Origin of the sequence: Kribbella sp. NPDC049174, assembly GCF_043197365.1 — a bacterium.
Classification (GTDB): domain Bacteria; phylum Actinomycetota; class Actinomycetes; order Propionibacteriales; family Kribbellaceae; genus Kribbella.
This window is the reverse complement of record NZ_JBICSZ010000012.1, coordinates 108,686-134,804: the sequence shown is the minus strand read 5'-3', so window position 1 is coordinate 134,804 and position 26,119 is coordinate 108,686. Positions and strand designations below refer to the sequence as shown.

At 67.5% G+C, this 26,119-nt stretch carries 23 protein-coding genes; 13 read left to right on the top strand and 10 right to left on the bottom strand.

What is annotated here, in order from left to right:
- Position 1 precedes the first annotated feature (1 nt).
- The 8 genes from ACGFIF_RS39790 to ACGFIF_RS39755 all read right to left on the bottom strand — a co-directional run bounded on the left by ACGFIF_RS39790 (position 2) and on the right by ACGFIF_RS39755 (position 11,279).
- Complete coding sequence (locus ACGFIF_RS39790) at positions 2-2,704, bottom strand: Tat pathway signal sequence domain protein (RefSeq protein ID WP_393162216.1); 2,703 nt, start codon at positions 2,702-2,704, stop codon at positions 2-4.
- Positions 2,677-5,259, bottom strand: coding sequence for a Tat pathway signal sequence domain protein (locus ACGFIF_RS39785; protein WP_393162215.1), 2,583 nt, complete (start codon positions 5,257-5,259; stop codon positions 2,677-2,679). The genes ACGFIF_RS39790 and ACGFIF_RS39785 overlap by 28 nt, the downstream gene beginning before the upstream one ends.
- A complete protein-coding gene (locus ACGFIF_RS39780; RefSeq protein ID WP_393162213.1) occupies positions 5,256-6,152 on the bottom strand; it encodes a carbohydrate ABC transporter permease in 897 nt (298 codons plus the stop codon). The genes ACGFIF_RS39785 and ACGFIF_RS39780 overlap by 4 nt, the downstream gene beginning before the upstream one ends.
- Before the next feature lie 11 nt (positions 6,153-6,163).
- Positions 6,164-7,159, bottom strand: coding sequence for an ABC transporter permease (locus ACGFIF_RS39775; protein ID WP_393162210.1), 996 nt, complete (start codon positions 7,157-7,159; stop codon positions 6,164-6,166).
- A 100-nt stretch (positions 7,160-7,259) separates the two neighbouring features.
- On the bottom strand, positions 7,260-8,807 hold the full coding sequence (locus tag ACGFIF_RS39770; protein WP_393162208.1) for an extracellular solute-binding protein: 1,548 nt from the start codon (positions 8,805-8,807) through the stop codon (positions 7,260-7,262).
- A complete protein-coding gene (locus ACGFIF_RS39765) occupies positions 8,804-9,433 on the bottom strand; it encodes a YesL family protein (RefSeq protein ID WP_393162206.1) in 630 nt (209 codons plus the stop codon). The genes ACGFIF_RS39770 and ACGFIF_RS39765 overlap by 4 nt, the downstream gene beginning before the upstream one ends.
- 201 nt (positions 9,434-9,634) lie before the next feature.
- Entirely contained in the window at positions 9,635-10,285 is a 651-nt protein-coding gene (locus tag ACGFIF_RS39760) for a DUF1961 family protein (RefSeq protein WP_393162204.1), read from the bottom strand.
- Positions 10,266-11,279, bottom strand: a complete 1,014-nt coding sequence (locus ACGFIF_RS39755; protein WP_393162202.1) for a LacI family DNA-binding transcriptional regulator — start codon at positions 11,277-11,279, stop codon at positions 10,266-10,268. Before ACGFIF_RS39755 ends, ACGFIF_RS39760 begins: the two co-directional genes overlap by 20 nt.
- 148 nt (positions 11,280-11,427) lie before the next feature.
- On the opposite strand from ACGFIF_RS39755, the gene ACGFIF_RS39750 reads away from it, so the two are divergent.
- The 13 genes from ACGFIF_RS39750 (at position 11,428) to ACGFIF_RS39690 (ending at position 23,815) form a co-directional block, all read left to right on the top strand.
- Positions 11,428-11,889 (top strand): hotdog fold domain-containing protein, encoded by a 462-nt coding sequence (locus ACGFIF_RS39750; protein ID WP_393162200.1) that lies wholly within the window; start codon positions 11,428-11,430, stop codon positions 11,887-11,889.
- A 69-nt stretch (positions 11,890-11,958) separates the two neighbouring features.
- Positions 11,959-13,128, top strand: coding sequence for an enhanced intracellular survival protein Eis (eis, locus tag ACGFIF_RS39745; protein WP_393162198.1), 1,170 nt, complete (start codon positions 11,959-11,961; stop codon positions 13,126-13,128).
- A 75-nt stretch (positions 13,129-13,203) separates the two neighbouring features.
- Complete coding sequence (ruvC, locus tag ACGFIF_RS39740) at positions 13,204-13,800, top strand: crossover junction endodeoxyribonuclease RuvC (RefSeq protein WP_393162196.1); 597 nt, start codon at positions 13,204-13,206, stop codon at positions 13,798-13,800.
- Between the two features lie 37 nt (positions 13,801-13,837).
- Positions 13,838-14,440, top strand: coding sequence for a Holliday junction branch migration protein RuvA (gene ruvA, locus ACGFIF_RS39735; RefSeq protein WP_393162194.1), 603 nt, complete (start codon positions 13,838-13,840; stop codon positions 14,438-14,440).
- Positions 14,441-14,443: 3 nt separating this feature from the next.
- Positions 14,444-15,490 carry a Holliday junction branch migration DNA helicase RuvB gene (ruvB, locus tag ACGFIF_RS39730; RefSeq protein ID WP_393162192.1) on the top strand — a complete coding sequence of 349 codons (1,047 nt, stop codon included), beginning with the start codon at positions 14,444-14,446 and terminating at the stop codon, positions 15,488-15,490.
- 170 nt (positions 15,491-15,660) lie between these two features.
- Entirely contained in the window at positions 15,661-16,152 is a 492-nt protein-coding gene (yajC, locus tag ACGFIF_RS39725; protein WP_393162190.1) for a preprotein translocase subunit YajC, read from the top strand.
- Positions 16,153-16,238: 86 nt separating this feature from the next.
- Positions 16,239-17,978 (top strand): protein translocase subunit SecD, encoded by a 1,740-nt coding sequence (secD, locus tag ACGFIF_RS39720; protein ID WP_393162188.1) that lies wholly within the window; start codon positions 16,239-16,241, stop codon positions 17,976-17,978.
- Positions 17,978-19,165 (top strand): protein translocase subunit SecF, encoded by a 1,188-nt coding sequence (gene secF / locus ACGFIF_RS39715; protein ID WP_393162186.1) that lies wholly within the window; start codon positions 17,978-17,980, stop codon positions 19,163-19,165. The genes secD and secF overlap by 1 nt, the downstream gene beginning before the upstream one ends.
- Positions 19,165-19,704, top strand: coding sequence for an adenine phosphoribosyltransferase (locus ACGFIF_RS39710; RefSeq protein WP_393162184.1), 540 nt, complete (start codon positions 19,165-19,167; stop codon positions 19,702-19,704). Before secF ends, ACGFIF_RS39710 begins: the two co-directional genes overlap by 1 nt.
- A gap of 152 nt (positions 19,705-19,856) precedes the next feature.
- Entirely contained in the window at positions 19,857-22,229 is a 2,373-nt protein-coding gene (locus ACGFIF_RS39705) for a RelA/SpoT family protein (RefSeq protein WP_393162182.1), read from the top strand.
- Positions 22,230-22,234: 5 nt separating this feature from the next.
- Positions 22,235-22,708, top strand: a complete 474-nt coding sequence (locus ACGFIF_RS39700) for a hypothetical protein (protein ID WP_393162180.1) — start codon at positions 22,235-22,237, stop codon at positions 22,706-22,708.
- A 19-nt stretch (positions 22,709-22,727) separates the two neighbouring features.
- The gene (locus tag ACGFIF_RS39695; protein WP_393162178.1) at positions 22,728-23,282 is read left to right on the top strand and encodes a hypothetical protein; all 555 of its coding nucleotides are present in this window, start codon (positions 22,728-22,730) and stop codon (positions 23,280-23,282) included.
- Between the two features lie 230 nt (positions 23,283-23,512).
- On the top strand, positions 23,513-23,815 hold the full coding sequence (locus ACGFIF_RS39690; protein ID WP_393162176.1) for a hypothetical protein: 303 nt from the start codon (positions 23,513-23,515) through the stop codon (positions 23,813-23,815).
- A gap of 1 nt (position 23,816) precedes the next feature.
- Here the strand turns inward: ACGFIF_RS39690 and ACGFIF_RS39685 are convergent, their stop codons facing one another.
- Positions 23,817-24,680, bottom strand: a complete 864-nt coding sequence (locus tag ACGFIF_RS39685) for a hypothetical protein (RefSeq protein ID WP_393162174.1) — start codon at positions 24,678-24,680, stop codon at positions 23,817-23,819.
- Positions 24,681-24,737: 57 nt separating this feature from the next.
- A complete protein-coding gene (locus ACGFIF_RS39680) occupies positions 24,738-26,006 on the bottom strand; it encodes a DUF349 domain-containing protein (protein ID WP_393162172.1) in 1,269 nt (422 codons plus the stop codon).
- Between the last annotated feature and the right edge of the window lie 113 nt (positions 26,007-26,119).

Sequence of the window (26,119 nt, the reverse complement as noted above, 5' to 3'; positions counted from 1 at the left end):
CTCAGGGGTTGACGATCTGGTCGCCCACCAACGCCAAGGTCTGGATGGCGGCCAGGCCGTACAGCGCTGTGGTGTTGGTGGAGACCCACTTGGCGGCCTGGGTCGGGTTGAGGGTCGACTTCACGTCCTCAGCGGTCCACGGGAGGTTCGGTCCGTAGCCGTCGCCGGTGTAGAACTCCTTCCAGGCCCGGGCGGCCAGGTCGTCCCGGTCCAGCCGGACGGCAGCGTACGCCGTGAGACGGGCGTGACCCTGGCGGAGGATGAGGTTGCCGAAGTACGCACCGCACTCTTCGGTCTGCTCGGCCCGGGTGGCGTTGTAGAGGCGGCAGTACTGCAGCCACGCGGCCTCGAACGCCGGCATTTCGACCAGGTCGATGAGCTCAGCACAGATCTCTACCTGGCCGAACATCGCACTCAGGTGCGACACACTGACGGTCTTCTCCGTGACCGGTGCGAACCGCCCGGTGTCCAGGTCGTAGAGCCCACCACCGGTGACGAAGCCGTTCGGCATCGCGCCGATCGTCTCCATGGTTCCCAGCAGCTTGGCTTTCGCAGTCGCGGCCTTGGGGCCTTGACGCTCCCACTCGGTCAGCCACGCGGCAGCCAGACCACTCCAGTCCGTGCCGAGGCCGATGGCGAGTGCATGCGGGTCCGGCTCGTACGGCTCGGTCCTGATCTTCCGCAGCGGGTCCAGCACCAGGAACGTGCGGTCGGAGTCGACCAGCTCGGACAGCAGGTCGCCAGTCCGCTCGTCAGCCGTCAGGTAGTAGTAGAAGCGCCGGTAGATCGCCGTACTGATCCGCTGCTGCTTCGCACTGTCAGCCCAGTGCTGTACGCCGTGCCGCGTACCCAGACCGGCCCACTGCCCGAGGTGGTAGACGTCGACCTCACCAGTGTGTCGCGTCATCGCCTCGGCGAACCGGAAGATGTCGGCCCGGCCGGATCGCAGGAACGCGTACCAGAGCCACAGGTCCGGCGACAGCTCCGAGTTGTCCCACGCGTACCCGCCCACGTCGTACCGCCAGACCAGCCGGTCCTCGTCGAACGTGTGCATGATGTCGCCGTAGTCCCAGAACCCGTACCAGTGCCGCGACTCGACCTGACCCCGGTAGAAGTCGAACAGGAAGTCCAGGTGGTCCTCGATCGCCTTCTTAGCCGGCACCGAGCGGTCCACCGGCGTGACCAGCCCACCGAACACCTTCGTCGACACCAACTGGTCCACCGGGTTGATCAGCTGCGGGGGAGTCCGCACCTGGTCGGCCATGTCACCCAGCCGGTCGGCTGACGGTGTCGCCGCCAGCGCCCAGAACGTCAGCTCACTGGTCCTTGCGATCCCGTACGGCGTACCGAACGCGGGCTCGTAGTCCTCGTAGGTGATGTTGAGGCCCTCGAGCTGTTCCGGGTACGTGTCCTGACCCATGCCGTCGTGGTAGAACCGCGTGTCCATCGGACCGGCCTCCGGAGACCACAGCCACACCGTGACCTCGGCCTCCTCGGTCGCCGCACCTCGGATGTCGAGCTGAGTGGGGTGCCGCTGCCAGAAGTCCCTTAATCCAAAGGCAAAACCGCCACTCACACCACCGACGTACCCGAGGCCCGATGCGCGCTTGCCCTGGTCGACCGGGATCCAGCCGTACCCCTTCTTGGTCCGCTTCTTCACCGTGAAGCCGTCCGCGTTCAACTGGCTGAGCGAGTAGTCACCCCACTCGGGGATGTACTGCAGCCGCGTCGTCACCCGCTGGTCCCACGTCGACGGGTCGGGCAGCTTGGTCCCGGCGACCTGTGCGGCCCGTACGACGGCACCGGGGTCGCGCCGCAACCCGGTGATGCCCTTCACTGCCTCGGCAAGCATGCCGTGACCCTCACCGACGAAGCGGACATGACGGTCGTACGCCGCATCGCGCAGCGGCACCCGGAAGCGCACGCCGAGGCCAGCGATGTAGTCCTTCTGACCATCGCGGTCGTACACGAACGTGTGCACCATCCGCACGTTCTCGGCGCCCGCCGCGAAGTACAACCGCACCGAGAACGGCAACCACGTCTTGCCCTTGCGGGACTTGTGCCGGCCCTCGATGCGCACCACAGCACGCACCGGACCGGCCTGCTCGACGGTGACCTTCTGGATGTCGCTCTCATAGCGTTCCCGGACGCCGCCGCCTTCCTCGTCCTCGGCGATCTTGTCCTGCTTGAGATTGACCAGTTGGCCCTTGCGGGCGATCACCACGTCGTCACGCGAGATCTGGCTGATCAGCTCGGAGCCGCTCTTCCGGATCCTCACCTTGATCACGCCGGTGTCGACGTCGACGTAGGTCTTCTCGTCCTTGACCGTGACGGCTTGCGCCGGGGCAGCCGCCGTACCAGGGCCGAGGGTGTAGGACTCGGCCGGTGCGTCCACCGCGATGGCGTGCGCACTCCACTTGAGCGACCCGTCCGGCCAGTACGCCGTCGGCCAGCTCTGCAGCGGTACGGCGCTGCCGTCCGCAGCCTTCAGCGCGAAGGACTGGTTCGCCGGTACGGTGCCCTTCGGCCACGGCGTACCCCACGTCGTGACGGCCGCCGAGGTCGGCTTGCCTTCCAGCCAGGTGAGCTTCACTTCAGTTGCTTCGGCCTGCTGCGCGAAGGCTGCAGCGGCGGGGGAGTCCAGCAGGGACACCGCGGGTACGGCGGCCATACCTGCTAGGACTGTGCGTCGGGAGACCTCCATGCCGTTCCACCTCTGTCATTTCGGTGTTCAGGTATCAGGGACAGGTTCTGGATCGCTGCCAGCGCGTACTGCGCCGCGCTGTTGGTGCTGACGAAAGCGGCCTCGTCGACCGGCATGAGTGCACCGTCGATCGAAGTTGTCTTCCACTCCGCCTCGCGCTGCAGGGGATTGCGGTTGACCTGGTCGCCTTCGTCGAGGAAGAACTTGCGCCAGGCGAGTCGGGCCAGCTCTGCGTCGCCGGTGCGTGCGGCGGCGTACGCGGCGAGCCGGCTGTGAGCCTGGACGAGTGAGATGCCTTGTAGTGCTTGGCCGACCTCTGCTGCTTGCTCCTCAGGCGAGAGCAGGTAGAGCCGGCAGTAGTCCAGCCACGCCTTCTCGAACCCGGGTACGTCAAGGTCCAGGTCGATGAGCTCGGAACAGATCTCGGGCAGGCCGAAGAGCGAGGACAGGTGTGACACCGCGATGGTCCGCCGGCTGGTGTCGAAGCGCCCGGTGGACAGGTCCAGCCGCGCGCTGCCGGTGAGGAAACCGTAAGGCAGTGCTGCGATGTCAGCCATCGTGCCGACCAGCCGTGCGCGGGCACGCTCGTCCCCGTGCCGCTCCCACCGCGTGAGCCAGGCCGCAGCGAGTGCACCCCAGTCCACGCCCAGTTCGATCGACAGCGCATGCGGGTCGGGGGAGTAGACATCAGGCCGCACTTTGCGCTGCGGATCGACGACCAGGAACGTCTCCTCGATGGTCGCCAGCTCGTCCATCAGATCGCCGGTCCGCTCGTCGGCGGTCAGGTAGTAGTAGAAGCGCCGGTAGATCGCGTTGGAGATGCGTGCCTGCTTGCAACTGCAGCCCCAGTGCTGCACGTTGTGCCGCGAACCAAGTCCCTTCCACCGGCCGAGGTGATGTATGTCAACTTCACCTGTATGACGGGTCATCGCCTCAGCGAACCGGAACACATCGGCACGCCCGGTCCGGAGGTACTGGTACCAGAGCCACAGATCCGGAGACAGTTCGGAGTTGTCCCACGCGTAGCCACCGATGTCGTACCGCCAGGTGTGCCGGTCAGGATCGTACGTATGCATGACATCGCCGTAGTCCCAGAACCCGTACCAACGACGCTGCTCACGTTGGCCGACGTAGTACCGGAACAGGAAGTTCAGCCGGGCTTCGATGTCCTGGTCGTCGGCAGTGGGCAGACTCCAGCTGCCGAAGACACCGGCCTCGAGGATACGGGCTGGGGGAACGGCGAGCAGGCCGGGGGAGTTGAGCAGGGCTGCGTGCTCTGCCAACTCGTCTGCTGACGGCGTCGCGTTGTGGACCCTTAACGTCAGCTCGTGGGTGCGGGCGATGCCGTGTGCGTTGCCGAAGCCTGGTTCGTAGTCCTCGTAGGTGATCTCGAGGCCTTCGAGCTGTTCGGCGTAGCTGTCCTGGTCCATGCCGTCGTGCCAGTAGCGCACGTCCATCGCCGGTGCACTCGGCGACCACATCCACACCGTGGCGGTGGCAAGGTCCGTGGCCGCGTTGCGGATGTCCAGGCGAGTCGGGTGCAGTTTCCAGAAGTCACGCAGGCCGAAGCCGAGTCCGCCGCTGGCACCACCGACGTACCCGTAGCCGGGCGATCTCGTGCCGGCTGGGATGGTCACCCAGGCGTGGTCGGGTCCGGTCCGCTTGCGCAGGGTGAAGCCGTCCGCGCTGCTCTGGTCGAGGGTGTAGTCGTTCCACTGCGGGATCAGGTGCAGCCGGTTCGACACCTCGGGGTTGGGGATCTCCTCGACCGCATGGCCAGCCACCTGCGCTTGTCTTACATGTTCACCTGGATCACGACGCAGACCGGTCAGACCGCGGACTGCCTCGGTGAGGAAGCCGGACGGACCGGCCAGCCGGATATGCCGGTTGTGCGGTTCGTCGCGCATCACCACATCGGCGCTGAGGCCCAGGCCGGCGAGGAAGTCGCGGTCCGGATCACCGTCCCAGATGAAGCTGTGCACGATCCGGACGTCGGTCGCCCCCGCGTAGAAGTAGAGCCGGACACTGAACGGCAGCCAGTCGCCGTGCTTGCCGTCCAGCTTCACCACGGCCCGCACCGGCCCGTCCTGTTCGACGGTGATCGTGTCGACCGTCGCGGTCGTCTGCTGCCGGGTGCGACCGAGCTCCTCGTCCGGTGCGTTCTGCCGCAGACTGACCAGTCGTACGTCTTGTACGACGGTCTGGTCGTCGTACTTGATAGACAAGATCAGATGTGGTGCTTTGAGCACCCAGGTGACGTCGCCTGACGTCACCCGGACCTCGTCGCCGGTCTGCTCGACCTGCACGGGCCGGCTCGGTGCCGCGGGGGCTCCGGTGAACAGCTCGTACGACGACTCCGGCTGCTCGGAAGGGCCGATCGCGTGGGCGGACCACTTGATCGAACCGTCCGGCCAGGTCGCGGTCGTCCAGCTCTGCACCGGCGTACCGTCGGCCAGAGCGAAGGTGGTGCCTTCGGCAACCGTTCCACGGGGCCAGGGGACGCCCCAGGAAACGCCCTGTTTGCAAGGTGTTTCGAGCCATTGAAGCGTTGTCATTCCTTCACCGATCCGATCAGGACGCCCTTCGCGAAGTGCTTCTGCAGGAACGGGTAGAAGAACAGGATCGGCAACGTCGCGACGACCACGACCGCGAACTTCAGCCCCTGCTCCGGGAACGTGACCGTCTCCAGCTGCTGCAGGACGTTCGCGGAGTCCGCGTTCGCCGCGGTCAGTTGGCGGACGATCATCTGGAGCGTCCACTTCTTGCTGTCGTCGATGTAGAGCAATGGCGACATGTAGTCGTTCCAGATCCCGACCGCGTAGAACAGCGAGAACGTCGCGATGATCGGCTTCGACAACGGCAGCACGATCCGCAGGAACACGTTGAGCTCGTTGCAGCCGTCGATCCGGGCCGCCTCCTCGAGTGCCTCCGGCAACTCCTGGAAGAAGCTCTTCACCACGATCAGGTAGAACGGGTTGATCGCCAGCGGCAGGATCAGCGCCCAGTAGCTGTCCAGCAGCCCGAGGTCACGCACCACCAGGTAGGTCGGGATCATGCCGCCGCTGAACACCAACGTGAACACCACCAGGTTCAGCACCAGCGCCCGGCCCGGCAGGAACCGCTTGGCCAGCGGGTACGCCATGGTCAGCGTGAGCAGCAACTGCACCACCGTGCCGACCGCGGTGACACAGATCGTCGTCAGCAACGCCCGGACGAATGTGTCAGTGGAGAAGATGTACCGGTACGTGTCGGTGACGAACTTCTCCGGCCACAGGAAGAACGGCCGCGAGCTGATCTCCGACTCGGTCGCGAACGACCCGGCCAGCACATAGACCAGTGGTAAGACAGTGACAAGTGCCAGACCAGTCAGCAGTACGAGGTTCAGTACGTCGAACGCCCGGCTGCCGGCCGAGTCGTAGTACCGGACGGATTCCTTCTTCTTCAGCATCGTCTGCCTCCTCAGAACAGGCCGCGCTGGCCGAGGCGCTTGGCCAGCCAGTTCGAGCCGAAGATCAGCAGGACACCGACCAGACCCTTGAACAGGCCGACGGCGGTCGCGTAACTGAACGCACCCTGCGTGATGCCGATGTAGTAGACGAACGTGTCGAACACGTCCGCGACGTCGCGGTTCAGCGAGGTGGTCATCAGCCAGATCTGCTCGAACCCGGAGTCCATCAGGTTGCCCGACGTCAGGATGGCCATCACCACGATGGTCGGCCGGATCGCCGGCAGCGTGATGTGCCAGAACTGCCGCCACCGGCCTGCCCCGTCCACCCGGGCCGCCTCGTACAGCTGCGAGTCGACACCGGCCAGCGCGGCCAGGTAGATGATCGTGCCCCAGCCGGTCTGCTTCCACAGCAGCTGCAGCACGATCAGCGGCCGGAACCACTCCGCCTGCGCGACGTAGTCGGTCTTCGGGCCGCCGAGCAGGCCGTGGATCCAGTTCGCGATCACACCGAAGTCGACCGAGAACAACAGGTAGGTCAGCGACGCGACGATCGTCCAGGACAGGAAGTGCGGGATGTAGATCAGCGACTGCACGGACCGCTTGAGCACGTTGATCCGCAGCTCGTTCAGCATCAGGGCGACGATGATCGGCGCCGGGAAGACGAAGACGATCGTGAGCAGCGCGAGCAGCAGCGTGTTGAACATCAGCCGGCCGAAGTCCGGACCGGTGAACAGCTCCTGGAAGTGCTTGAGACCGACCCATTCACTGCCCGAGTAGCCGAGGAACGGCACGTAGTCCTTGAACGCGATGGTCAGGCCGTACATCGGCAGGTACTTGAAGACGATGAAGTACGCGAGGCCGGGTAACAGCAGCAGGTACAGCCAGCGGTAGCGCAGCAGGTCGCGCCAGAGCGGCACCGGCCGGGAGTTGCGTCTGCGCTTCGGGGCCTGAGGTGCTGCGTCGGCGGCTGGGGGTACCACCTGGTTCGGCACCAGATCGGTGGCCACGGTGGCCTCCCTTCGGGCTAGGAGATGGGGGACAGGGCCGGTACGACGTCCGTGCTGTGACCGCGCGGACGCCGTACCGGCAAGGCGGTACCTGGAGGGGTCAGCCGCCGACCTTGGCGACCAGGTCGTTGACCTCCTGGGCGATCTGCGTACCGCCGCTGTCGTACCAGCGCTTGATCTGCGCCTTCAGCTGGTCCTCGGTGATCGCACCGGACAGGTACTTGATCCGGGCGTCCGGGATGATCGTGTCGATCGTCTGGCCCTTCGAGACCGCGGTCGGGGCGATCACGCCGAGAGCCGGGTTGAACACCGCGGTCTTCAGGTCCTCGTTCATCAGGATGTCGAACCGCTCCCGCATCACCCGGCTGGCCGCGTCGTTCGGCCGCAGGGCGTAGGCGCCCATCCCGACCGAGGCCCGGGTACCGAGCTGGATGAAGGCCTTGTCGACGTCGTTCTGGATCGCCTTGACCTTCGGGTCGTCCTGGTTGATCGGCACGGCGTACTTGCCCTCGACCTTGAAGTTGCGGCCCTGGATGCCGTTGCTGAGCAGGATCGAGCCTTCCTTGGACGCGAGCTTGTCCAGCGTCTGCAGGGTCTGGTCGAGTTGTTCGTCGGTCCGGATGCGCTGCTTGGAGACCGCCATCACCATGTTGTAGCCGGTGAACGGGTAGGAGAACTTCTGGCCGTCGGGGCGGCTCAGGTTCCCGACCAGGGTGACCTTGTCGAAGTCCTTCGGGCTCTTCTCCTTGAACAGGTCGAGCAACTGCGTCGCCCGCACGTTCACGTCGATGATCATGCCGCCCTTGCCCTGCACGAACGGGTCGTTCCAGTTCGCGGTGTCCAGGGTGGCGAAGTCGGGGTTGATCAGGCCCTCGGTGACCCACTTGCGCATCCAGCGGTTGGCCGCCAGGAACTCCGGGGTGTCGAAGCCGGGGACCAGCTTGCCGTCGCGCTCACCCCAGCCGTTCGGCGCGCCGAACCAGGTCTCGACGACGTCGTACGGGCTGGCGCTGGAGTAGCCGCCGGGCCACTTCGGGATGATCAGGCCGTAGGTGTCCTTCTTGCCGTTGCCGTCCGGGTCCCGCTCGGTGAACGCCTTGGCGACGTTGTAGAGGTCCTCGGTGGTCTGCGGTTCCTTCAGGCCGAGCTTGGCCAGCCAGTCCTTGCGGATCACGATGCCCGAGCGCAGCAGCGGCCGGATCCGGTAGATGCCGTAGGTCTTGCCGTTGGTCATCGAGTTCTTGGCGGTCTGCTCGTCGGCCGGCTTGAGGTTCGGGTACTTGTCCAGCTTGCCGGTCAGGTCCCAGAACGCGCCGGCCTCGGCCGCCTTGACGAAGCCCGGGCTCTTCTCGTTCACCACCATCACGTCGGGAATGTTGTCCGAGGCAAGGGTGACGTTGGTCTTGTCGCCGTACTCGGCGTTCGGCACCCAGGTGACCTTGAGTTTCTTGCCGATGAGCTTCTCGACGGCCTGCTGCATCTCGCCGTTCGGATCCGGCGCGGTGCCGAACAGCGTCGTCATCACCGTCAGCTCGGTGCTGGTGGCCTGGCCTCCTTTGTCGTCGCCACCGCCGGAACAGGCGGAGGCGAGCAGTGCCGTCGACGCGGCGACGGCAACGGCGATACGCCGTCGGGAGAAGATGGTCATGAGTTCCCTTTCAGGTGCAGGCGCGCCTCGTTCTCGGCGAAGAAGCGCAGGCAGAGCCAGGTGTCGATCTGAATCCAGCCGCCGCCGGCCAGCACGATCCCGAGAACCGGGAACTTGCCGGACACGTAGGCGATGGACACCGCGACGAAGAGCAGGACAAGAGACGACGCCGGCCGCGCGAGCGCGACCAACGATGCCTTGGGCAACAACTCGCGGACCCGGAGGTCGTAGTGCACGGCCATCGGGAGCAGGTAGGCGGCGATCACTCCGAGAGCGACCAGCGCGGCGAGGCTGGCCAGCCGGGGGACCGACGCACTCGCGCCGAGTGACGCGAAGTACAGATAGTTGCCGATCAGCACCACCGCGGCCGCCACCAGGGGCAGTACGACGACCGAGCCGCGGCGGAACTCGCGGCGGAACGCGACGCGGAAGGCAGGCAGAGCATGAAACGATTCACAGGATGACCTGCGTCTGGCCAGTGAATAGGCCGCGAGCGTGGCCGGGCCGATACCCAGCGCGACACCGCCTAGCAGCGTGAAGGCAATCCACAGGGCGTTCAGTTTCATCACCCAGACGACCTCGTCCGCGGCGTCGTAGAGCTTGATCGACCAACCAGGGGAGCTCATCAGGAGCCTGCACTCGGCCGGCTGAATGAGGTGGAGCGGCAGTGTTTCACGGTTGTCCCTGCCTTGTGACAGATGCGTTTCGGGCGAAAAGTGATGTGACCATATGGTTGAATCGTCTCAATGTCAACGCCCTGGAAAGCGTTTGTCAGAGACTGGTCACGAACTCGTCCACGCCGGTCCGCGGAGTGTCCGAAGTAGCGTCTACGGCTGCGAAATTCGCAGGTTCGCGTACTCGCCGATCAGGGGCGCCATCTGGCGGAAGCCGATCCGGCCGCCGGTCAGCGGCTGGTCGTCGTACCACTGGAAGCTGGTCACGTCGTTGACCGCGAAGGTGATGTGGCCCTGGTCGACGGTAAGCCTTAGTTTGTAAGGACCTTGGGCGTCCAGGACCGAGGGGAGCGGGTCCGGTCCCTGCGCGACCAGGTGGAAGCCGTAGCTCTTGCGCAGGTTGCAGGTGTGGAAGGCGCGCTCGGCCGGCCAGCGGCGGCGGAAGTACGAGACGTGGTAGGTGTCCAGGTCGCCGTGGTGGTACTGCTCGTACGGCCCGGTCCGCGGCGCCAGGTCGAAGAGGTCCTCGCCGGCACGGCCCTTGGCGTGGAAGAACAGGATGCACAGACCGGGCTCGCGGATCGGCCAGAAGTCCCACTCGACGGTGATGTCCGGCGGGAAGTCCTCGGGGCACCACAGCACCACGTTGGCGTCCTGACCGTCCTCCGGCGGGCGCACGCTCTCCAGCCGGAGCCGGCCGAGCGGGAAGGAGACGGCGCCGTCACCCTCGAGACGGAAGCCCTGGAGGTCGTCGGCCGCGGCCAAGAAGTTCTCGTACAGCGGCTCACCGGCGGACGAAGTCACTGGACTCCCTGACGATCAGATCCGGCTGGAAGATCACCTGCCGATGGCGATGCCGGTCGGCCGCCTCGACCTCCTCCTGCAGCAGCTCCATCGCCGACCGCCCGAGCAGCTCGGCCGGCTGGCGAACCGATGACAGCGGTACGGCGGCCGCGGCGGCGAAGTCGATGTCGTCGTACCCGACGATCGCCATGTCGCGCGGGACGCGCAGCCCGGCGACGGACATCGCCTGGAGGAAACCCAATGCCAGCAGGTCATTCGCGATGAACGCGGCGGTCGGCCGGGTCCGCGCCGGCATCGCTGCGACCTGCTCGCCGATCGTGCGGCCCTCGACCACGCCCATCACGTCCACCTCGAACAGTTGCAGGTCGACGTCGCCGGCCTGCCCGACGACTGTGGTGATACCGGCCATCCGGTCGGAGACCTGTTGCATGGTGAACGGCCCGCCGACGAAGGCGATCCGGCGATGACCGGACTCGATCAGGTGGTTCCCGGCCAGTCGTCCGCCGAGTTGGTCGTCGACCGACACCGAGCAGAGTCCGCGGTCGGCGGCGCGATCGACGAGAACGACCGGCGTACCACGGGCAACCAGTGCGGTCAGCCGTGGATCGTTGCTGTCGAACGGCGTGATCAGGATGCCGAGCACGCGTTGCTGCTCGAGCTGATCGAGGTGATGGCCCTCGCGGACCGGGTCGGTCTTGCTGTTGCAGAGCATGACCACGGTGTCGTGTTCGTAGGCGAGCGACTCGGCGCCTTCGGCGAGATCGGTGAAAAACGGGTTCGCGACGTCGAGCACGACCAGGCCGACGGTCCGGCTGCGGCCGGCGCGCAGATGACGGGCGGCCTCGTTGCGGACGAATCCGAGCGCACTGATGCTGTCCTGCACCCGCTGCCGGGTGGCGGGGGCCACGATCCACGGCCGGTTGAGCACGTTGCTGACCGTGCCGACCGAGACACCGGCGCGGTGCGCGACCTCTTTGATGCTGGGCGTTGCCATCGTCCCTCGTGAAGCGGTCGCGGGCCATCAAGGATCGCTAGTTTATCCACCCGAATTGAATCGTCTAAATCCCACCCGCGGGACACCGCTCCGTGCCGACTGGGGCTGTGGGCTCGACGGGTATGTGACTGGTGAGTAACATCTGGGTATGGCTAATCAGGTGTTGGGGACGTGGGAGAGGTTGCGGGCGGTTCCGGGTGGGGATCGGGTGTTCTCGCGGGGGTTCACCTGGAAGGCGCCGTACTTTCGGTCGATTCGGCCGCGGTTCGTGCAGGTGAGTCCGAACTACGCGGCGTTGGTGCTGCCGAAGCGGCGGGCTGTGCAGAACCACATCGGCACCGTGCATGCGATTGCCGTGTGCAACGGTCTGGAGGCGGCGATGGGTGCGTTGGCCGAGGCAACCATTCCGTCCGGGAAGCGTTGGCTGCCCAAGGGGATGGAGGTTTCCTATCTGGCCAAGTCCACCTCCGACCTCACCTGCTCCGCCGAGACCGACCCTGCCGATTGGGGTGCCGGCCCCGATGTCCCGGTCCGCGTGAAGGCGACCCGAGACGACGGGACCGTGGTGGTCGAGGGGACCATCCACCTCTGGGTGACCGACCGGAAATAGCACGGCGTGCGCTGTCGATGATCGATATCGGTGTGCCTCGGGTGAGGGGTAGGACATAGGGTCGTCGGCGTGAGTGACGCGTTGCGGTTTGTGGACATCACCGAGGACCAGCTCGATGCGGTGATGCGGGTGCGGGCACGGTCGTTCGGGGTGATGGCGGCCGGTGATCGGGAGCAGTGGCTCAAGGACGCACGGGTGTTCATCCAGGACGGCCGGTATGTCGGTGTGGCCGACGGTGACGAGGTGGTCGCGGCGGCCCGGTTCTGGGACTTCGAGCAGTGGTGGAGCGGTCGGCGCGTGCCGGTGGCGGGTGTCGCGGGAGTTGTCGTGTCACCGGAGTACCGGGGTCGTGGTGTGGGCAGCAAGCTGATGCGGGGTCTGCTGCAGCGTTCGGTGGACAAGGGGTTCCCGCTGACCGCGCTGTACCCGGCGACCACAGTGATCTATCGGCATCTCGGGTACGAGTTCGGCGGCGGACGCTACCGGTTCTCCTTCCCTGCGGCTGATCTGCGGGCGCTGGGTGGCAAGGAGGTCGGCGTACGACGTGCTGGGCCGGCGGACGCTGAGCGGGTCCTTGAGCTGGTGGGGGAGTCGCATGCGCGGCGACGGAGCAGCGGTCCGCTCGTGTGGCCGCTCAAGGAGGTCACCGAGTGGCTCGCGGACGAGGACAACTTCGCGTACCTCGCTGACGACGGGTTCGTCGTCTACAGCTGGTCCGGCTCCGACCTGTGCATCGACGAGATCGTGGCCGGGTCCGAGGCGACCGCTCGGGCCCTGTGGGCCACTGTCGGCTCCGGCTCGTCGATCGCCAGCACTGTGCACGCGTACATCTCTCCGGACGACCCGGTGCATCTCATGGTCGAGCACGAGGCCTACAAAGACGTGCAGCATCAGCGCTGGATGCTGCGGCTGCTCGACGCGCCTGCTGCGATCGCCGCACGAGGGTTCGCGCCTGACGCCACTGTAGAGATCGACCTGCGCCTCGAGGACCCCGACATACCTGGCAACGGCGGTGACTGGCACCTGTCGGTCGCTGACGGGGCTGGCGAGCTCACACCGACTCAGGCGTCCGGTGACGTCCTGAAGCTCGGGCCACGCGGGCTGGCTGCTTTGTACTCCGGCACGCCGCTTGCCACCCTCCGTGGATCGGGCCTGGCATCGGGTGGATCGAGTACGGCGGACGCCTCGCTCGATCCGGTGTTCGCAGGCCCGACGGCGTACACGCTCGACTACTTCTGAGCCCACCCGCGCGTCGATTTCCGAGCTGTCCGCGGCGGCCGTTAGGGTTGTCGAACAAACGTTCGGAGGTGATCCATGCGGGTGCTCGGCGTCGACCCGGGGCTGACCCGGTGCGGCCTCGGCATCGTCGAGGGCTCACCCGGCAAGCCGCCGGCGCTGGTCGCCGTCGGGGTGATCCGGACGCCGGCCGATCTGGATGTGGCCAAGCGGCTGGTCCGGATCGAGGTCGAGCTCGAGGAGTGGATCGACAAGCACCGGCCGGACGCGGTCGCGGTGGAGCGGGTCTTCGCGCAGCACAACGTGCGGACGGTGATGGGCACGGCCCAGGCTTCCGGGGTGGCGATGGTGGTCGCGGCCCGGCGTGGTCTGCCGGTCGCGTTGCACACGCCGAGTGAGGTGAAGGCCGCAGTCACCGGCTCCGGCCGGGCGGGCAAGGAGCAGGTCACCACGATGGTCACCCGGATCCTGAAGCTGGCCGAGCGGCCGACCCCCGCCGACGCGGCCGACGCGCTGGCGCTGGCGATCTGCCACGTCTGGCGTGGCGGTACGACGTCGCGCCTGCAAGAGGCGGCCGGGAGCCGGGCAAACCTTGAGGCGTTGGCGCAGGCCCAGTCCCGCCTGCAGGTGGCGCGACTGCGCGCCGCGGTAGCAGCACAGGAGAGCAAGCGATGAGGGCGGCCGGCCAGGTCCGGGCGCCGGGAGGTTGGCGATGATCGCGTTCGTGCGGGGGCCGGTGGCGGCCATCGGGGTCGACAGTGCCGTGATCGAGGTCGGGGGAGTGGGCCTGCAGGTGTTCTGCCATCCCGGCACTCTGGCCGGGCTGCGGCCCGGGCAGGAGGCGCGGGTGTCCACCTCGATGGTGGTGCGGGAGGACTCGCTGACGCTGTACGGCTTCTCCGACGACGACGAGAAGAGTCTGTTCGAGCTGCTCCAGACGGCATCCGGGGTCGGACCGAAGCTGGCCCAGGCGGCGCTCGCCGTACTGAGTCCGGATCAGTTGCGGCAGGCGGTCGCCACCGAGGATCTCAACCTGCTGGTGAAGGTCCCCGGTATCGGGAAGAAGGGCGCCCAGCGGATCGTGCTGGAGCTGAAGGACAAGATCGGTGCGCCGTCGAGGACGGTGACCGGCCGGCCGCTGCAGACCCACGAGGCCTGGCGGGAGCAGGTGCACGCCGGTCTGGTCGGGCTCGGCTGGTCCACCCGCGACGCGGAGGACGCGGTCACCGCGGTCTCACCACTCGCCGCCGACAACCCGAACCCGTCGGTTCCCGACCTGCTCCGCGCCGCGCTGCGCGTGCTGTCGAAGGCATAAGGCATGGAGGACAACGTCCGGCCCCTGGTCTCCGCGGACGCGGTAGACCTCGAGGAACGCAAGATTGAGTCCGCGCTGCGGCCGCGCACACTGGCCGAGTTCGGCGGACAACGCCGGGTCAGCGAGCAGCTCGAGCTGGTCCTGCACGCCGCCCGCGGCCGCAACCGGGCGCCGGACCACGTGCTGCTGTCTGGTCCGCCCGGCCTGGGCAAGACGACACTCGCGATGATCATCGCGAGTGAGATGTCGGCACCGCTGCGGATCACCAGCGGTCCGGCGATCCAGCACGCCGGCGACCTGGCCGCGATCCTGTCCGGGCTGAGTGAGGGCGAGGTGCTGTTCCTCGACGAGATCCACCGGATGTCCCGGCCCGCCGAGGAACTGCTCTACATGGCGATGGAGGACTTCCGGGTCGACGTGATCGTCGGCAAGGGACCGGGCGCGACCGCGATCCCGTTGGAGATCCCGCCGTTCACGCTGGTCGGCGCGACCACGCGGGCCGGGCTGCTGCCGGGGCCGCTGCGGGATCGGTTCGGGTTCACCGGGCATCTGGAGTTCTACGAGTCCGCCGAGCTGGAGAAGATCGTGAACCGGTCGGCCGCGCTGCTCGAGGTCGACATCACCCCCGAGGGAGCGGCCGAGATCGCGTCCCGGTCCCGCGGTACGCCGCGGATCGCGAACCGGCTGCTGCGCCGGGTTCGCGACTACGCCGAGGTTCGCGCCGACGGGATCATCACGCTCGCGCTGTCCAAGGCGGCGCTGGAGCTGTACGAGGTGGACAAGATGGGCCTGGACCGGCTGGACCGGTCCGTCCTGGACGCGTTGTGCCGCCGGTTCGGCGGCGGACCGGTGGGTCTTTCCACGCTGGCGGTTGCGGTCGGCGAGGAACGTGAGACTGTGGAGGAAGTGGCCGAACCATTCCTGGTCCGGTCCGGTTATCTGGCTCGTACGCCGCGCGGCCGCGTCGCCACGCCCGCGGCCTGGCGGCACATCGGGCTGAAAGTCCCGAAGGGCGCGACGTTCGCGGACACGCTCTTCGACACAGAGTGAGAACAAGACCCGAGTAACGCAAACGTGACCCGGTGTCATGAGGTGATTGTTGCCACCCAGGGTTAGACTCCCCGGTGGCCTGACCTCAGGTCATTCCGTTGCGACCTGCGCGCTTGAGCAGAGCGTGCCGGATGCCCCGTACTCCCGACGACGAAGGATTCTGAGTCCCGATGCAACTGATCGCCGTACCTTTGGCCTCTTCCGGGGGTGGCTCTGGCTTCACGCTGCTGCTGCCGCTGATCCTGATCGTCGGGATGATCTGGTTCATGAGCCGCACGCAGCGCAAGCAGCGCCAGCGGCAGGCCGACACGGTCGCCTCCCTCACGCCCGGCACGAAGGTGATCACCACCAGTGGTCTGGTCGGCATCGTCGAGGAGACCGATGACGACTACGTGACGCTGGAGATCTCCGAGGGCGTCCTGGTGCAGGTGGTCAAGGCAGCGATCGGCCGGGTCATCCCGGACGAGGACGGCGCCGCCGTCGACACCCCGGCCGAGCCGGTGGTCGAGGACACGACCGACGCGGCCGAGCCGGTCGCCGACGAGGAGCCCGCCAAGGACCCGGTCGATGTACCGGACGCGGGGCGTGACAAGGCCGGCGACAAGGCCGACGGCAAGACGCAGGACGCGCCGAAGTTGCCGCCGACGCACACCGAGAACTGACTTACCAGTCCTAGCGGCCTGCGGCGCGCCGACCGGCGTCCACCAGACGATGCGGCGCGCCCAGAAGTACGAAGGTTGAATCTGACGTGGCAACGACGACGACATCCCGCCCCGGGCGGCTACTGATCGTCCTGGGGGTCATCGTGGTCCTGCTGTTCGGGATCATGGGGCTGACCAAGACCTGGAAGCCCAAGCTCGGCCTGGATCTCCGCGGTGGCACCACCATCACGCTGACCGCGAACTCCCTGGCCGGCGGCGGTTCGGTGACCGCCGACCAGCTGAACGAGGCGAAGAACATCATCTCCCAGCGGGTCAACGGTGCGGGTGTCGCGGAGGCCGACATCACCACCTCCGGAGCGAACCACATCAACGTGGCCGTTCCGGGTGCCACGCAGGACGCCCTGGTGAAGCAGGTCGGCCAGACCGCACTGCTCTACTTCCGGATCGTGTACGACGCCCAGGCGGCCGCGCCGGCGGCGACACCGTCGCCGACGCCGACCGGAACGCCGACGGCCAAGCCGAGTACGACGCCGAAGCCCAGCAGCACGGTCAAGCCGAGTTCGACCGCGACCGTAAAGCCGAGCGCAACGCCGAACGGCCGGGCCTGGAGCAGCGCGCTGGCCGAGGCAGACCCGACCCCGACCCCGACGCCGACCGCCAAGCCGAGCACCCCTGCGGCGACTCCGTCGGCGCCGGCGGCGAGCACGGATCCGCTGCAGTACGTGCCGGACGCAGCCACGCAGACCGCATTCGCGGCGTTCAAGTGCGGCGACAAGCAGACCGACGACCCGAACAAGCCGCTGTTCTCCTGCGACCGCAACGGCCAATACCGGTACCTGCTCGGTCCCGCGATCCTGAAGGGCACCGACCTGGCCGACGCCAGCGCCGGCATCCCGCAGGGCGGCTTCCAGTGGCAGGTGAACCTGAAGTTCACCGGCGAGGGCGGCGACAAGTTCCTCAAGGCGACGCAGAACATCTCCGCCCGCGGTCAGGGCCAGAACCTGTTCGCGATCGTGCTGGACGGCGAGACCATCTCCACCCCGAGCGTCGACCAGCCGATCCCGGGTGGTCAGGCGCAGATCACCGGTACCTTCACCGAGGCCGAGGCGCGGGACCTGGCGAACGTGCTGAAGTACGGTGCGCTGCCGGTGTCGTTCGACATCTCCTCGGTCGAGACGGTGTCACCGCAGCTCGGTGGCGACCAGCTCGCCGCGGGCATCTGGGCCGGTCTCATCGGCCTGGCCCTGGTTGTGCTGTTCTCCTTCCTGTACTACCGCGGCCTGGGAATCGTCGTGGTGGCGTCGCTCGCGGTGGCCGCCGTACTGACGTATGCGTCGGTCGTCCTGCTCGGCAAGGCGATCGGGTTCACCCTGACGCTGGCCGGTATCGCCGGTCTGATCGTGGCCATCGGTATCACCGCGGACTCGTTCGTCATCTACTTCGAGCGACTCCGCGACGAGGTCCGGGAGGGCCGCAGCCTGCGGTCGTCGGTGGAGACCGGCTGGGCCCGGGCCAAGCACACGATCATCGCGGCCGACTCGATCTCGCTGCTTGCCGCGGTGGTGCTGTACATCCTGGCGATCGGCAGCGTCCGGGGCTTCGCGTTCACGCTCGGCCTGACCACGCTGATCGACCTGCTCGTGGTGTTCATCTTCACCAAGCCGCTCGTCACGCTACTGGCCCGGACCGACTTCTTCGGCCACGGCCACAAGCTGTCCGGCCTCGATCCTGAGCATCTCGGGGTGGAGCGGCTGCCGGGCCAGATGAAACCGTCCGCGCGGCCGGCCAAACCGTCGACGCGCAAGCCGGTGGGAGGGGAGGTCTGATGTCGAAGCTCGGACAGCTCGGTGCGAAGCTGCACCGCGGTGAGGTCTCCTACGACTTCATCGGCAAGCGCAAGCTCTGGTTCACCGTCTCCCTGGTGCTGGTGGCCGTGTCGCTGATCGGGTTGTTCACCCGCGGCCTCGCGCTCGGCATCGAGTTCAAGGGCGGTGTCGAGTACCAGACCAACGTCAAGGTCACCGACAGCACGGTCCAGGACTTCACCGACGTGGTGAAGGCGACCAACGCCAAGGATCTGGGCGACCCGGTCGTCACCACCATCGGCGCCGACAAGGTGCGGGTGCAGACCAAGCCGCTGGCCCAGGACGACATCACCAAGGTCCGCGCCGCGATCGCCACGCAGGCCGGGGTCTCGGTCGAGCAGGTGACGTCGCAGCAGATCGGCGCCTCCTGGGGTCAGCAGATCGCGAACAAGGCGATCATCGCGCTGATCGTGTTCCTCGGCCTGGTGTTCCTGGTCATCTGGGCGTACTTCCGAGAACCCAAGGCCTCGATGGCCGCCATCATCGCGCTGCTGCACGACGTCCTGATCACGGTCGGTGTGTACGCGCTGATCGGCTTCGACGTCACGCCGGCGACCGTGATCGGCGTACTGACGATCCTTGGTTACTCGCTGTACGACACGGTCGTGGTGTTCGACAAGGTGCGGGAGAACACCCGGGGCATCACCGGGTCCAACCGGTTCACCTACTCGGACGCGACCAACCTCGCGGTCAACCAGACCGTCGTACGGTCGATCAACACCACGCTGATCGCGCTGATGCCGGTCGGATCGATCCTCGTCGTCGGCACCGTCGTCCTGGGCACCGGGCCGCTGAAGGACCTGTCGCTGGCACTGTTCGTCGGTATCGCGGTCGGTGCGTACTCCTCGGTGTTCATCGCGCCGGCGCTGCTCGCGGCGTTCAAAGAGCGTGAGCCGGGGATGCAGGCGCTGCGCCGTCGCGTCATGGCCAAGCGGGCCGCGGCCGCGGCCGCGCCTGTGGCCCCGGCCGGCGGTGCAGCGGCCGGTGGTGCGCCGGTCGCGGTGGGAGCCGGTGCGGTCAAGGCCGAGCCGCGCAAGCAGGACCGGCCTTCCGGTACGGCGCCGACGCCGGCTGCTCGCCCGATGAAGGCGACCGGCGCGGGACGGCCGCAGCCGTCGCGCAAGCCCCGCTCGAAGCGCGGTAAGTGATGCGCTCACTCGAGCAGGTCCTGAAGGACGGGATCCGCGACATCCCGGACTACCCGCAGCCGGGGGTGGTGTTCAAGGACATCACCCCGCTGCTGGCCGATCACAGCGGGTTCGCCCTGGTGGTCCAGGCGCTGGCCGCGGCCGGTACGGACGACGACGGTAACCCCGTCGTGGACAAGGTGGTCGGGATCGAGGCACGCGGGTTCATCCTCGCCGCCCCGGTCGCGCTCGCCCTCGGCGCCGGATTCGTGCCGGTGCGGAAGAAAGGGAAGCTGCCGGCGGCGACGTACGAGGAGTCGTACGCGCTGGAGTACGGCGAGGCGACCATCGAGGTCCACCAGGACGCGTTCGCGCCGGGGGACCGGGTGCTGGTCATCGATGACGTCCTCGCCACCGGCGGGACGGTCGAGGCGTGTCTGCGGCTGATCCGGCGGTGTGAGGCCGAAGTCACGGCGACCGCGGTCCTGCTCGAGCTGTCCTTCCTGCCGGGCCGTGAGCGGCTGGCCGGGGAACAGGTCAGCTCGCTCCTCACGGTCTGAGCGCCGTACGGCGTGTCTGAAATCGGATAACTCTCCGCGATCGGAGCCTGGCTCGGCGTGTTGTCCACAGGGCGTTTCAACCTCGTTGGACGGTTCCCCCTAGACTGGTGGTCTGTCGGCGGAGGGACACAAACGTGGGCGAAGACCCGGCGATGACGTCAGCGGTACCGAACGTGGTGCCGCAGGAGCCTCCGCGCGCGCCCGCACCGGTGCGTCCGGCTCCCGTGTCACCGCCGCCTGCCGCCCAACCGCCCCGGATCGCGCCGGCCCGGGTCCGTGCCCGGCTCGCCCGCCTCGGCGGCACCAGGCACCCGAACCGCGCTCCGATGCTGGAGCCGCTGTTCCGGGTCGTCCGGGCCACCCACCCCAAGGCCGACCTGGGCCTGATCGAGCGCGCCTACCGGACCGCGGAGAAGTACCACACCGGCCAGTTGCGCAAGAGCGGTGACGCCTACATCACCCATCCGCTCGCCGTCGCCACCATCCTGGCCGAGCTCGGTATGACCGCACCGACCCTGTGCGCCGCGCTGCTGCACGACACGGTCGAGGACACGCCGTACACGGTCGACGAACTCACCCGCGACTTCGGCGAAGAGATCGCCATGCTGGTCGACGGCGTGACCAAGCTGGACAAGGTCAAGTACGGCGAGTCCGCGCAGGCCGAGACGATCCGCAAGATGGTCGTCGCGATGGCCAAGGACATCCGGGTGCTGGTGATCAAGCTCGCCGACCGGCTGCACAACATGCGCACACTCGGGTTCCTACGGCAGGAGAAGCAGGAGCGGATCGCCCGCGAGACGTTGGAGATCTACGCCCCGCTGGCCCACCGGCTCGGTATGAACACGATCAAGTGGGAGCTCGAGGACCTGTCCTTCTCGACCCTGCACCCGAAGGTGTACGACGAGATCGTCCGGCTGGTCGCCGAGCGGGCGCCGTCGCGGGACGAGTACCTCGCCTCCGTGATCGACCAGGTGCACGAGGACCTGCGCGCGGCCAAGGTGAAGGCGACCGTCACCGGCCGGCCGAAGCACTACTACTCGATCTACCAGAAGATGATCGTCCGCGGCCGCGAGTTCGGCGACATCTACGACCTGGTCGGCATCCGCGTCCTGGTCGAGTCGGTCCGGGACTGCTACGCGGCGCTCGGCATCCTGCACGCGCGATGGAATCCGGTGCCCGGCCGGTTCAAGGACTACATCGCGATGCCGAAGTTCAACATGTACCAGTCACTGCACACCACCGTGATCGGCCCGCAGGGCAAGCCGGTGGAGCTGCAGATCCGGTCGTTCGCGATGCACCGCCGGGCGGAGTACGGCATCGCCGCGCACTGGAAGTACAAGGAGGACCCGACCTCCGCGGCGCCCGAGGTGTCCGGCCCGCCGACCACCGAGATCGGCGGCCCGAACGAGATGCCGTGGGTCCGTCAGCTGGTCGACTGGCAGCGAGAGACCTCCGACCCGTCGGAGTTCCTCGACTCGCTGCGGTTCGAGATCAACAACTCCGAGGTGTACGTCTTCACCCCGCGCGGTGACGTGATGTCGCTGCCGACCGGGTCGTCACCGGTCGACTTCGCCTACGCCATCCACACCGAGGTCGGGCACCGCTGTATCGGCGCCCGGGTGAACGGCCGGCTCGTCCCACTCGAGAGCACCCTCGAGAACGGTGACGTGGTCGAGGTCTTCACCTCGAAGGCGCAGGGCGCGGGTCCGTCGCGCGACTGGCTCTCGTTCGTCAAGAGCCCCCGAGCGCGGAACAAGATCAAGCACTGGTTCTCCAAGGAGCGCCGCGACGAGGCGATCGAGCACGGCAAGGACGCGATCGCCAAGCAGCTCCGCAAGGAGGGTCTGCCGCTGCAGCGCCTGCTGTCGCACGAGACCCTGACCGCAGTCGCGAACTCACTGCGCTACCCGGACGTCACCGGTCTGTACGCCGCGGTCGGCGAGAGCCACGTGAGCGCGCAGGCCGTCGTGCGGCGCCTGATCGAGACGTACGGCGGTGAGGAGGGCGCGGCCGAGGACCTGGCCGAGGGCCTGCGGCTGCCGGCCTCGAAGGAGCGGCGCAAGCGGGCGGCTCGCGGCGACGCCGGTGTCATCGTCAAGGGTGCGACGGACGTGCTGTCGAAGCTGGCCCGGTGCTGTACGCCGGTCCCGGGCGACGAGATCATCGGCTGGATCACCCGCGGTGCCGGTGTGTCCGTGCACCGCGCGGACTGTGCGAACGTCGAGAACCTGCAGACCCAGCCGGAGCGGATCGTCGAGGTCGAGTGGGCCCCGACCGCGCAGTCCGTCTTCCTGGTTGCTATCCAGGTCGAGGCGTTGGATCGGGCGCGGCTGCTGTCGGATATCACCCGGGTGCTCTCCGACTACCACGTGAACATCCTCTCGGCGGCGCTGACCACGACTCGCGACCGGATCGCCAAGTCCCGCTTCACCTTCGAGATGGGTGACCCGACACATCTGGGACATGTGCTCAAGGCCGTGCGTTCGGTCGAGGGCGTGTTCGATGTCTATCGCGTGACCCAGTAGGGGCGATGGGCAACTGGTTCGGCGGCTCGGCCTCCGGGCCGCGGTTGAAGCTGTCCAACGGTGGGTCGGAAGTGTTTCTCGACGTACTCGCGTTGCCTGCATGTGAGCTGGCGGAGACGTCGTTCGAGCGCGGGTTCGCGTTGCTGTTGTGTAACTCGCGAATCGGGTTGGGCAACGAGGGCTTCGATCTGGACGAGTTGCCGTGGTCGGCCGATTGGGAGGGTGAGCGTGCGTTCCTGCTGCGGGTGATCGAGTCGGCGCAGGCGCATTTCCACTGGGAGTTGCTCAGCTACGAACCGCCGTACGCGGATCGGTATCTGGCGGAGTACGCCGAGGTGGTTCGTTCGTATCGGCCGCCTGCGGAGGCGGTGGGGTTGCCGCGGATGTGGGATCCGGATCCGGTCGACGCGGCGTTCAGTCGTTGCCCTAAGCACGGGTTGTTCCTTGGCGACTACACGGACTGCCGGCTGTGTTTTTGAGCCGGGGGAGACTACGAACATGGTCAGCCTTGGTCGTCGCGGTCTCCTGGTGCTCGGCGCGGGTCTGCTGACCGGCTGCAGCGATTCCTCGGCGCAGAACGCGGGTGGTAGTCCGTTCACGCCAAGCCCACCCACCTCCAGCGCCGCGTCCACGCCGACCCCGACCCTGAGTCCGACTCCGGTCCCGACCTCGCCGAGCCCGCCCTCGCCGAGCCCGCCCTTGCCGAGCACTTCGCCTTCGGGCACGCCTGTCGTCGCCCTCCCGGCCGTCCGCTCCTGGACGCCCGGGGCGGGGGAGATCCACCCCGAGGTGAAGCGCCTTGCCGTGGCGGCAACTGTCGACCTGCTCCGCCGGCCCGGGACCCGGTCCGTGGTCGAGGTGATCGACGCCCAGTACGGCGGCCTCCTGACGAACTCGGCCAGCGTCCTGGTGCCCTGCCGCGTCTACACCCTCTCCGCCGGCCGCGTCGTGAGTGGCGGCACGACGGTCGACGTACGCCTGACCAAGTCCCGCGGAAGCTGGCGCGTGACGGCGACGCATCCAGCACAACCCGGCGCAGCAACCTCACGCTGAAGCGTCCTGCAGGCGCGACTCGACACTGTCCACGGCGCCGATCGACAGCAGCGCGCCGGCGAAGTCGACGCTGAGCCTCGGCCGACCACGAACCAGCTCGTCGGGCAGCCGCTCGAGCCAGCCTCTCGACCGCAGCCCGCCGGGTCCTGGCCAACGACAACATCGCCCTACCGCCAGCATCCGCAGCCGACATCCGCTCCGGCCAGGTCCACGACACTGTCCTCACCGCAATGCTCGAACTGGCCAAGACCTACCGCATCGGCATCAGCGTCATCCGCTCCGGCCACCCCCTGAACGTCTTCGGCACCAACCGCCCAAGCGACCACCCCAGAGGCCGAGCCTTCGACACCTGGCAAATCAACGTCCGCGCGGTCGTCGCCCCATCCACCCCACAAACCCTCATCACCGCCTACATGCGAGCCAGCGCCTCCGTAGGCTCCTACAACGTAGGCGGCCCCTACCAACTCTCCGGCTCGACATACTTCTCCGACCAAACCCACCATCACCACATCCACGCCGGCTTCCGCACCTGACCTACCACCTGCGAGGCAGCCGCGGATGCTGACAGAGGAACGCGCCCACGGCGAGCTCCAGAGCGGGGTAGGACCCCCAGAGGTCTGTGCGACGAACCGGGATGATGTGCCACCCGAGGGATTCGAGCTCGGTACGGCGGTTTTCGTCGCGGGACTCGGCTCTGGAGCCTGAGTGCCATTGGTCGCTGTCGTATTCGAGCCCGAGGCGGCGGCCGTCGACGGGACGCGTCGGGTAGCCCAGGTCCAGGCGGTAAGAGTTCCTCGGACCGTTGACGCGGATCTGAAGGTCGGGGGCACCGAAACCGGCGTCGATCAACCGCAGCCGTAACCAGGACTCACCAGGGGAGGCGGCCCGACGGTCGGCGTAGCCGAGGATCTGGGCTGCCTGGGTGTTGCCGGAAGGGTCGAAGTACGCCGCTGAGGCCTCGTGAAGCTGTTCGAGCGTCACTGTGCGGGCGTGCAGGAGCGCGTCCACCGCAGCCAGGGCGAACGGGCGCTCGAGGCGCATGGCGAGCTCGACGGCGGTGGCGGCTGGGGTGGTGACCTTGAGGCCGCGTACGTCAACTGTCGGCCGTGGCTGGAACGTCCATTGGGGACGGATGGTCGGTTCAGGGCTCAACGCCGTCGTGTCGATGCCGTGGAGCCAGGCGGCAGCTTGACCGCAGACGACAGCATCCGGGGGCATGACCAGCTGCAGGGCGTCAGCTCGCAGCTCGGGCGAGTCGGGCACGCGGACGTCGACGTACACGCCCTTCAGGACTTGGCGGATCTCACCGCGCGCGAGCAACCATGCGAGCTTGCGTGGCACCTGCCGGCTCGTGAACGGCAGGCCGGCGAAGTAATACGGCAGGTCGTACTGGAACATCCCAGCAGGATCGCCGAATCCCACGATCCGTGCCGGGAGTTGTCCACAGGCTCGCGGTTAGCTGAAGTCGGAGAGGGCGTTTTGGGCTTGGGTTAGCCATTCTCGGCGGGCGGCGATGGCTTCTCGGGCCTCGTTGGCTTTGCGGGTGTTGCCTTGGGACTCGTGTTTGGCGGCTTGTTTCTCGAGGTCGGCGATCAGGGACTGGAGTTGTTTGACCGTGGCCTCGGCGCGGGCGCGGGCCTCGGGGTTGCTGCGGTTCCAGACCTCGTCCTCGGCGGCCTTGACGGCCTGCTCGACGGCGCGCAGGCGGGAGTCGATGGCGCGCATCGAGTCGCGCGGGACCTTGCCGATCTGGTCCCAGCGGTCGAGCAGTTCGCGGAGTTGCTCGCGGGCCGCCTTGGCGTCCTCGACCGGCAGGATCGCCTCGATCTCGACCAGCAGCTCCTCCTTGGCCTGGAGGTTCTGCACCTGCTCGGCGTTCTCCTCGGCCTGGATCGCGTCGCGGGCGCCGAAGAAGGTGTCCTGGGCGGCGCGGAAGCGGGCCCAGAGCTTGTCGTCGACCTCGCGTGGCGCCGGGCCGGCGGCCTTCCACTGCCGCATCAGGTCGCGGAAGCGCCCGGACGTCGGACCCCAGTCGGTGGACGACGCGAGCGTCTCCGCCTCGGCGGCCAGCCGTTCCTTCACCACCGCGGCTTCCTCGCGCTTCGAGGACAGCTCGGCGAAGTGCTGCTTGCGGTGCCGGGTGTACGTCGTCCGCGCCGAGGAGAACCGGTGCCACAGTTCGTCGTCGCTGGACTTGTCCAGCCGCGGCAGCGCCTTCCACTCGTCCAGCAGTTCACGCAGCCGGGTGACGCCGTGGCGCCAGTCGGTACCGGCCGCGATCGTCTCGGCCTCGGTGGCGATCTTGGTCTTGGCGGAGCGCGCCTCCTCGACCTTCGCGGCGCGTTCGGCCTTCCGCTTCTCCCGCTGCTGGGCGACCAGCGGTGTGAGGGCCTCCAGCCGGGCCTGCAGGCCGTCGAGGTCGCCGACCGCCTGGGCCTCCTCGATCGTGCTGGTCACCTTCTTCACCGCGGCCCGGGCGTCGTCGGGGGACACGGTGCCCGCCTGGACGCGCTTCTCCAGCAGGTCCACCTCGAACGCCAGCGCGTCGTACCGGCGGGTGTAGAAGGCGAGGGCCTCCTCTGGGTTCGCGTCCGGCCACTGGCCGACCGCCCGTTCACCGTCCTTGGTCCGTACGAAGACCGTTCCGTCCTCGGCTACCCGGCCCCAGCTCTCTCCGGCCACAACTCGCCCCTTCCGGCGGTATGAACTGCGCTCGTTGCCCATTCTGGTCAGTCCCTGGTTCAACCGCGCGAACAGGGCCTGTCCGGGCGCGTCGAGCCGCTGTCTCGACGCTTATCCCTGAACAATCACAAACTCACAGCGCGGACGCAACGGTG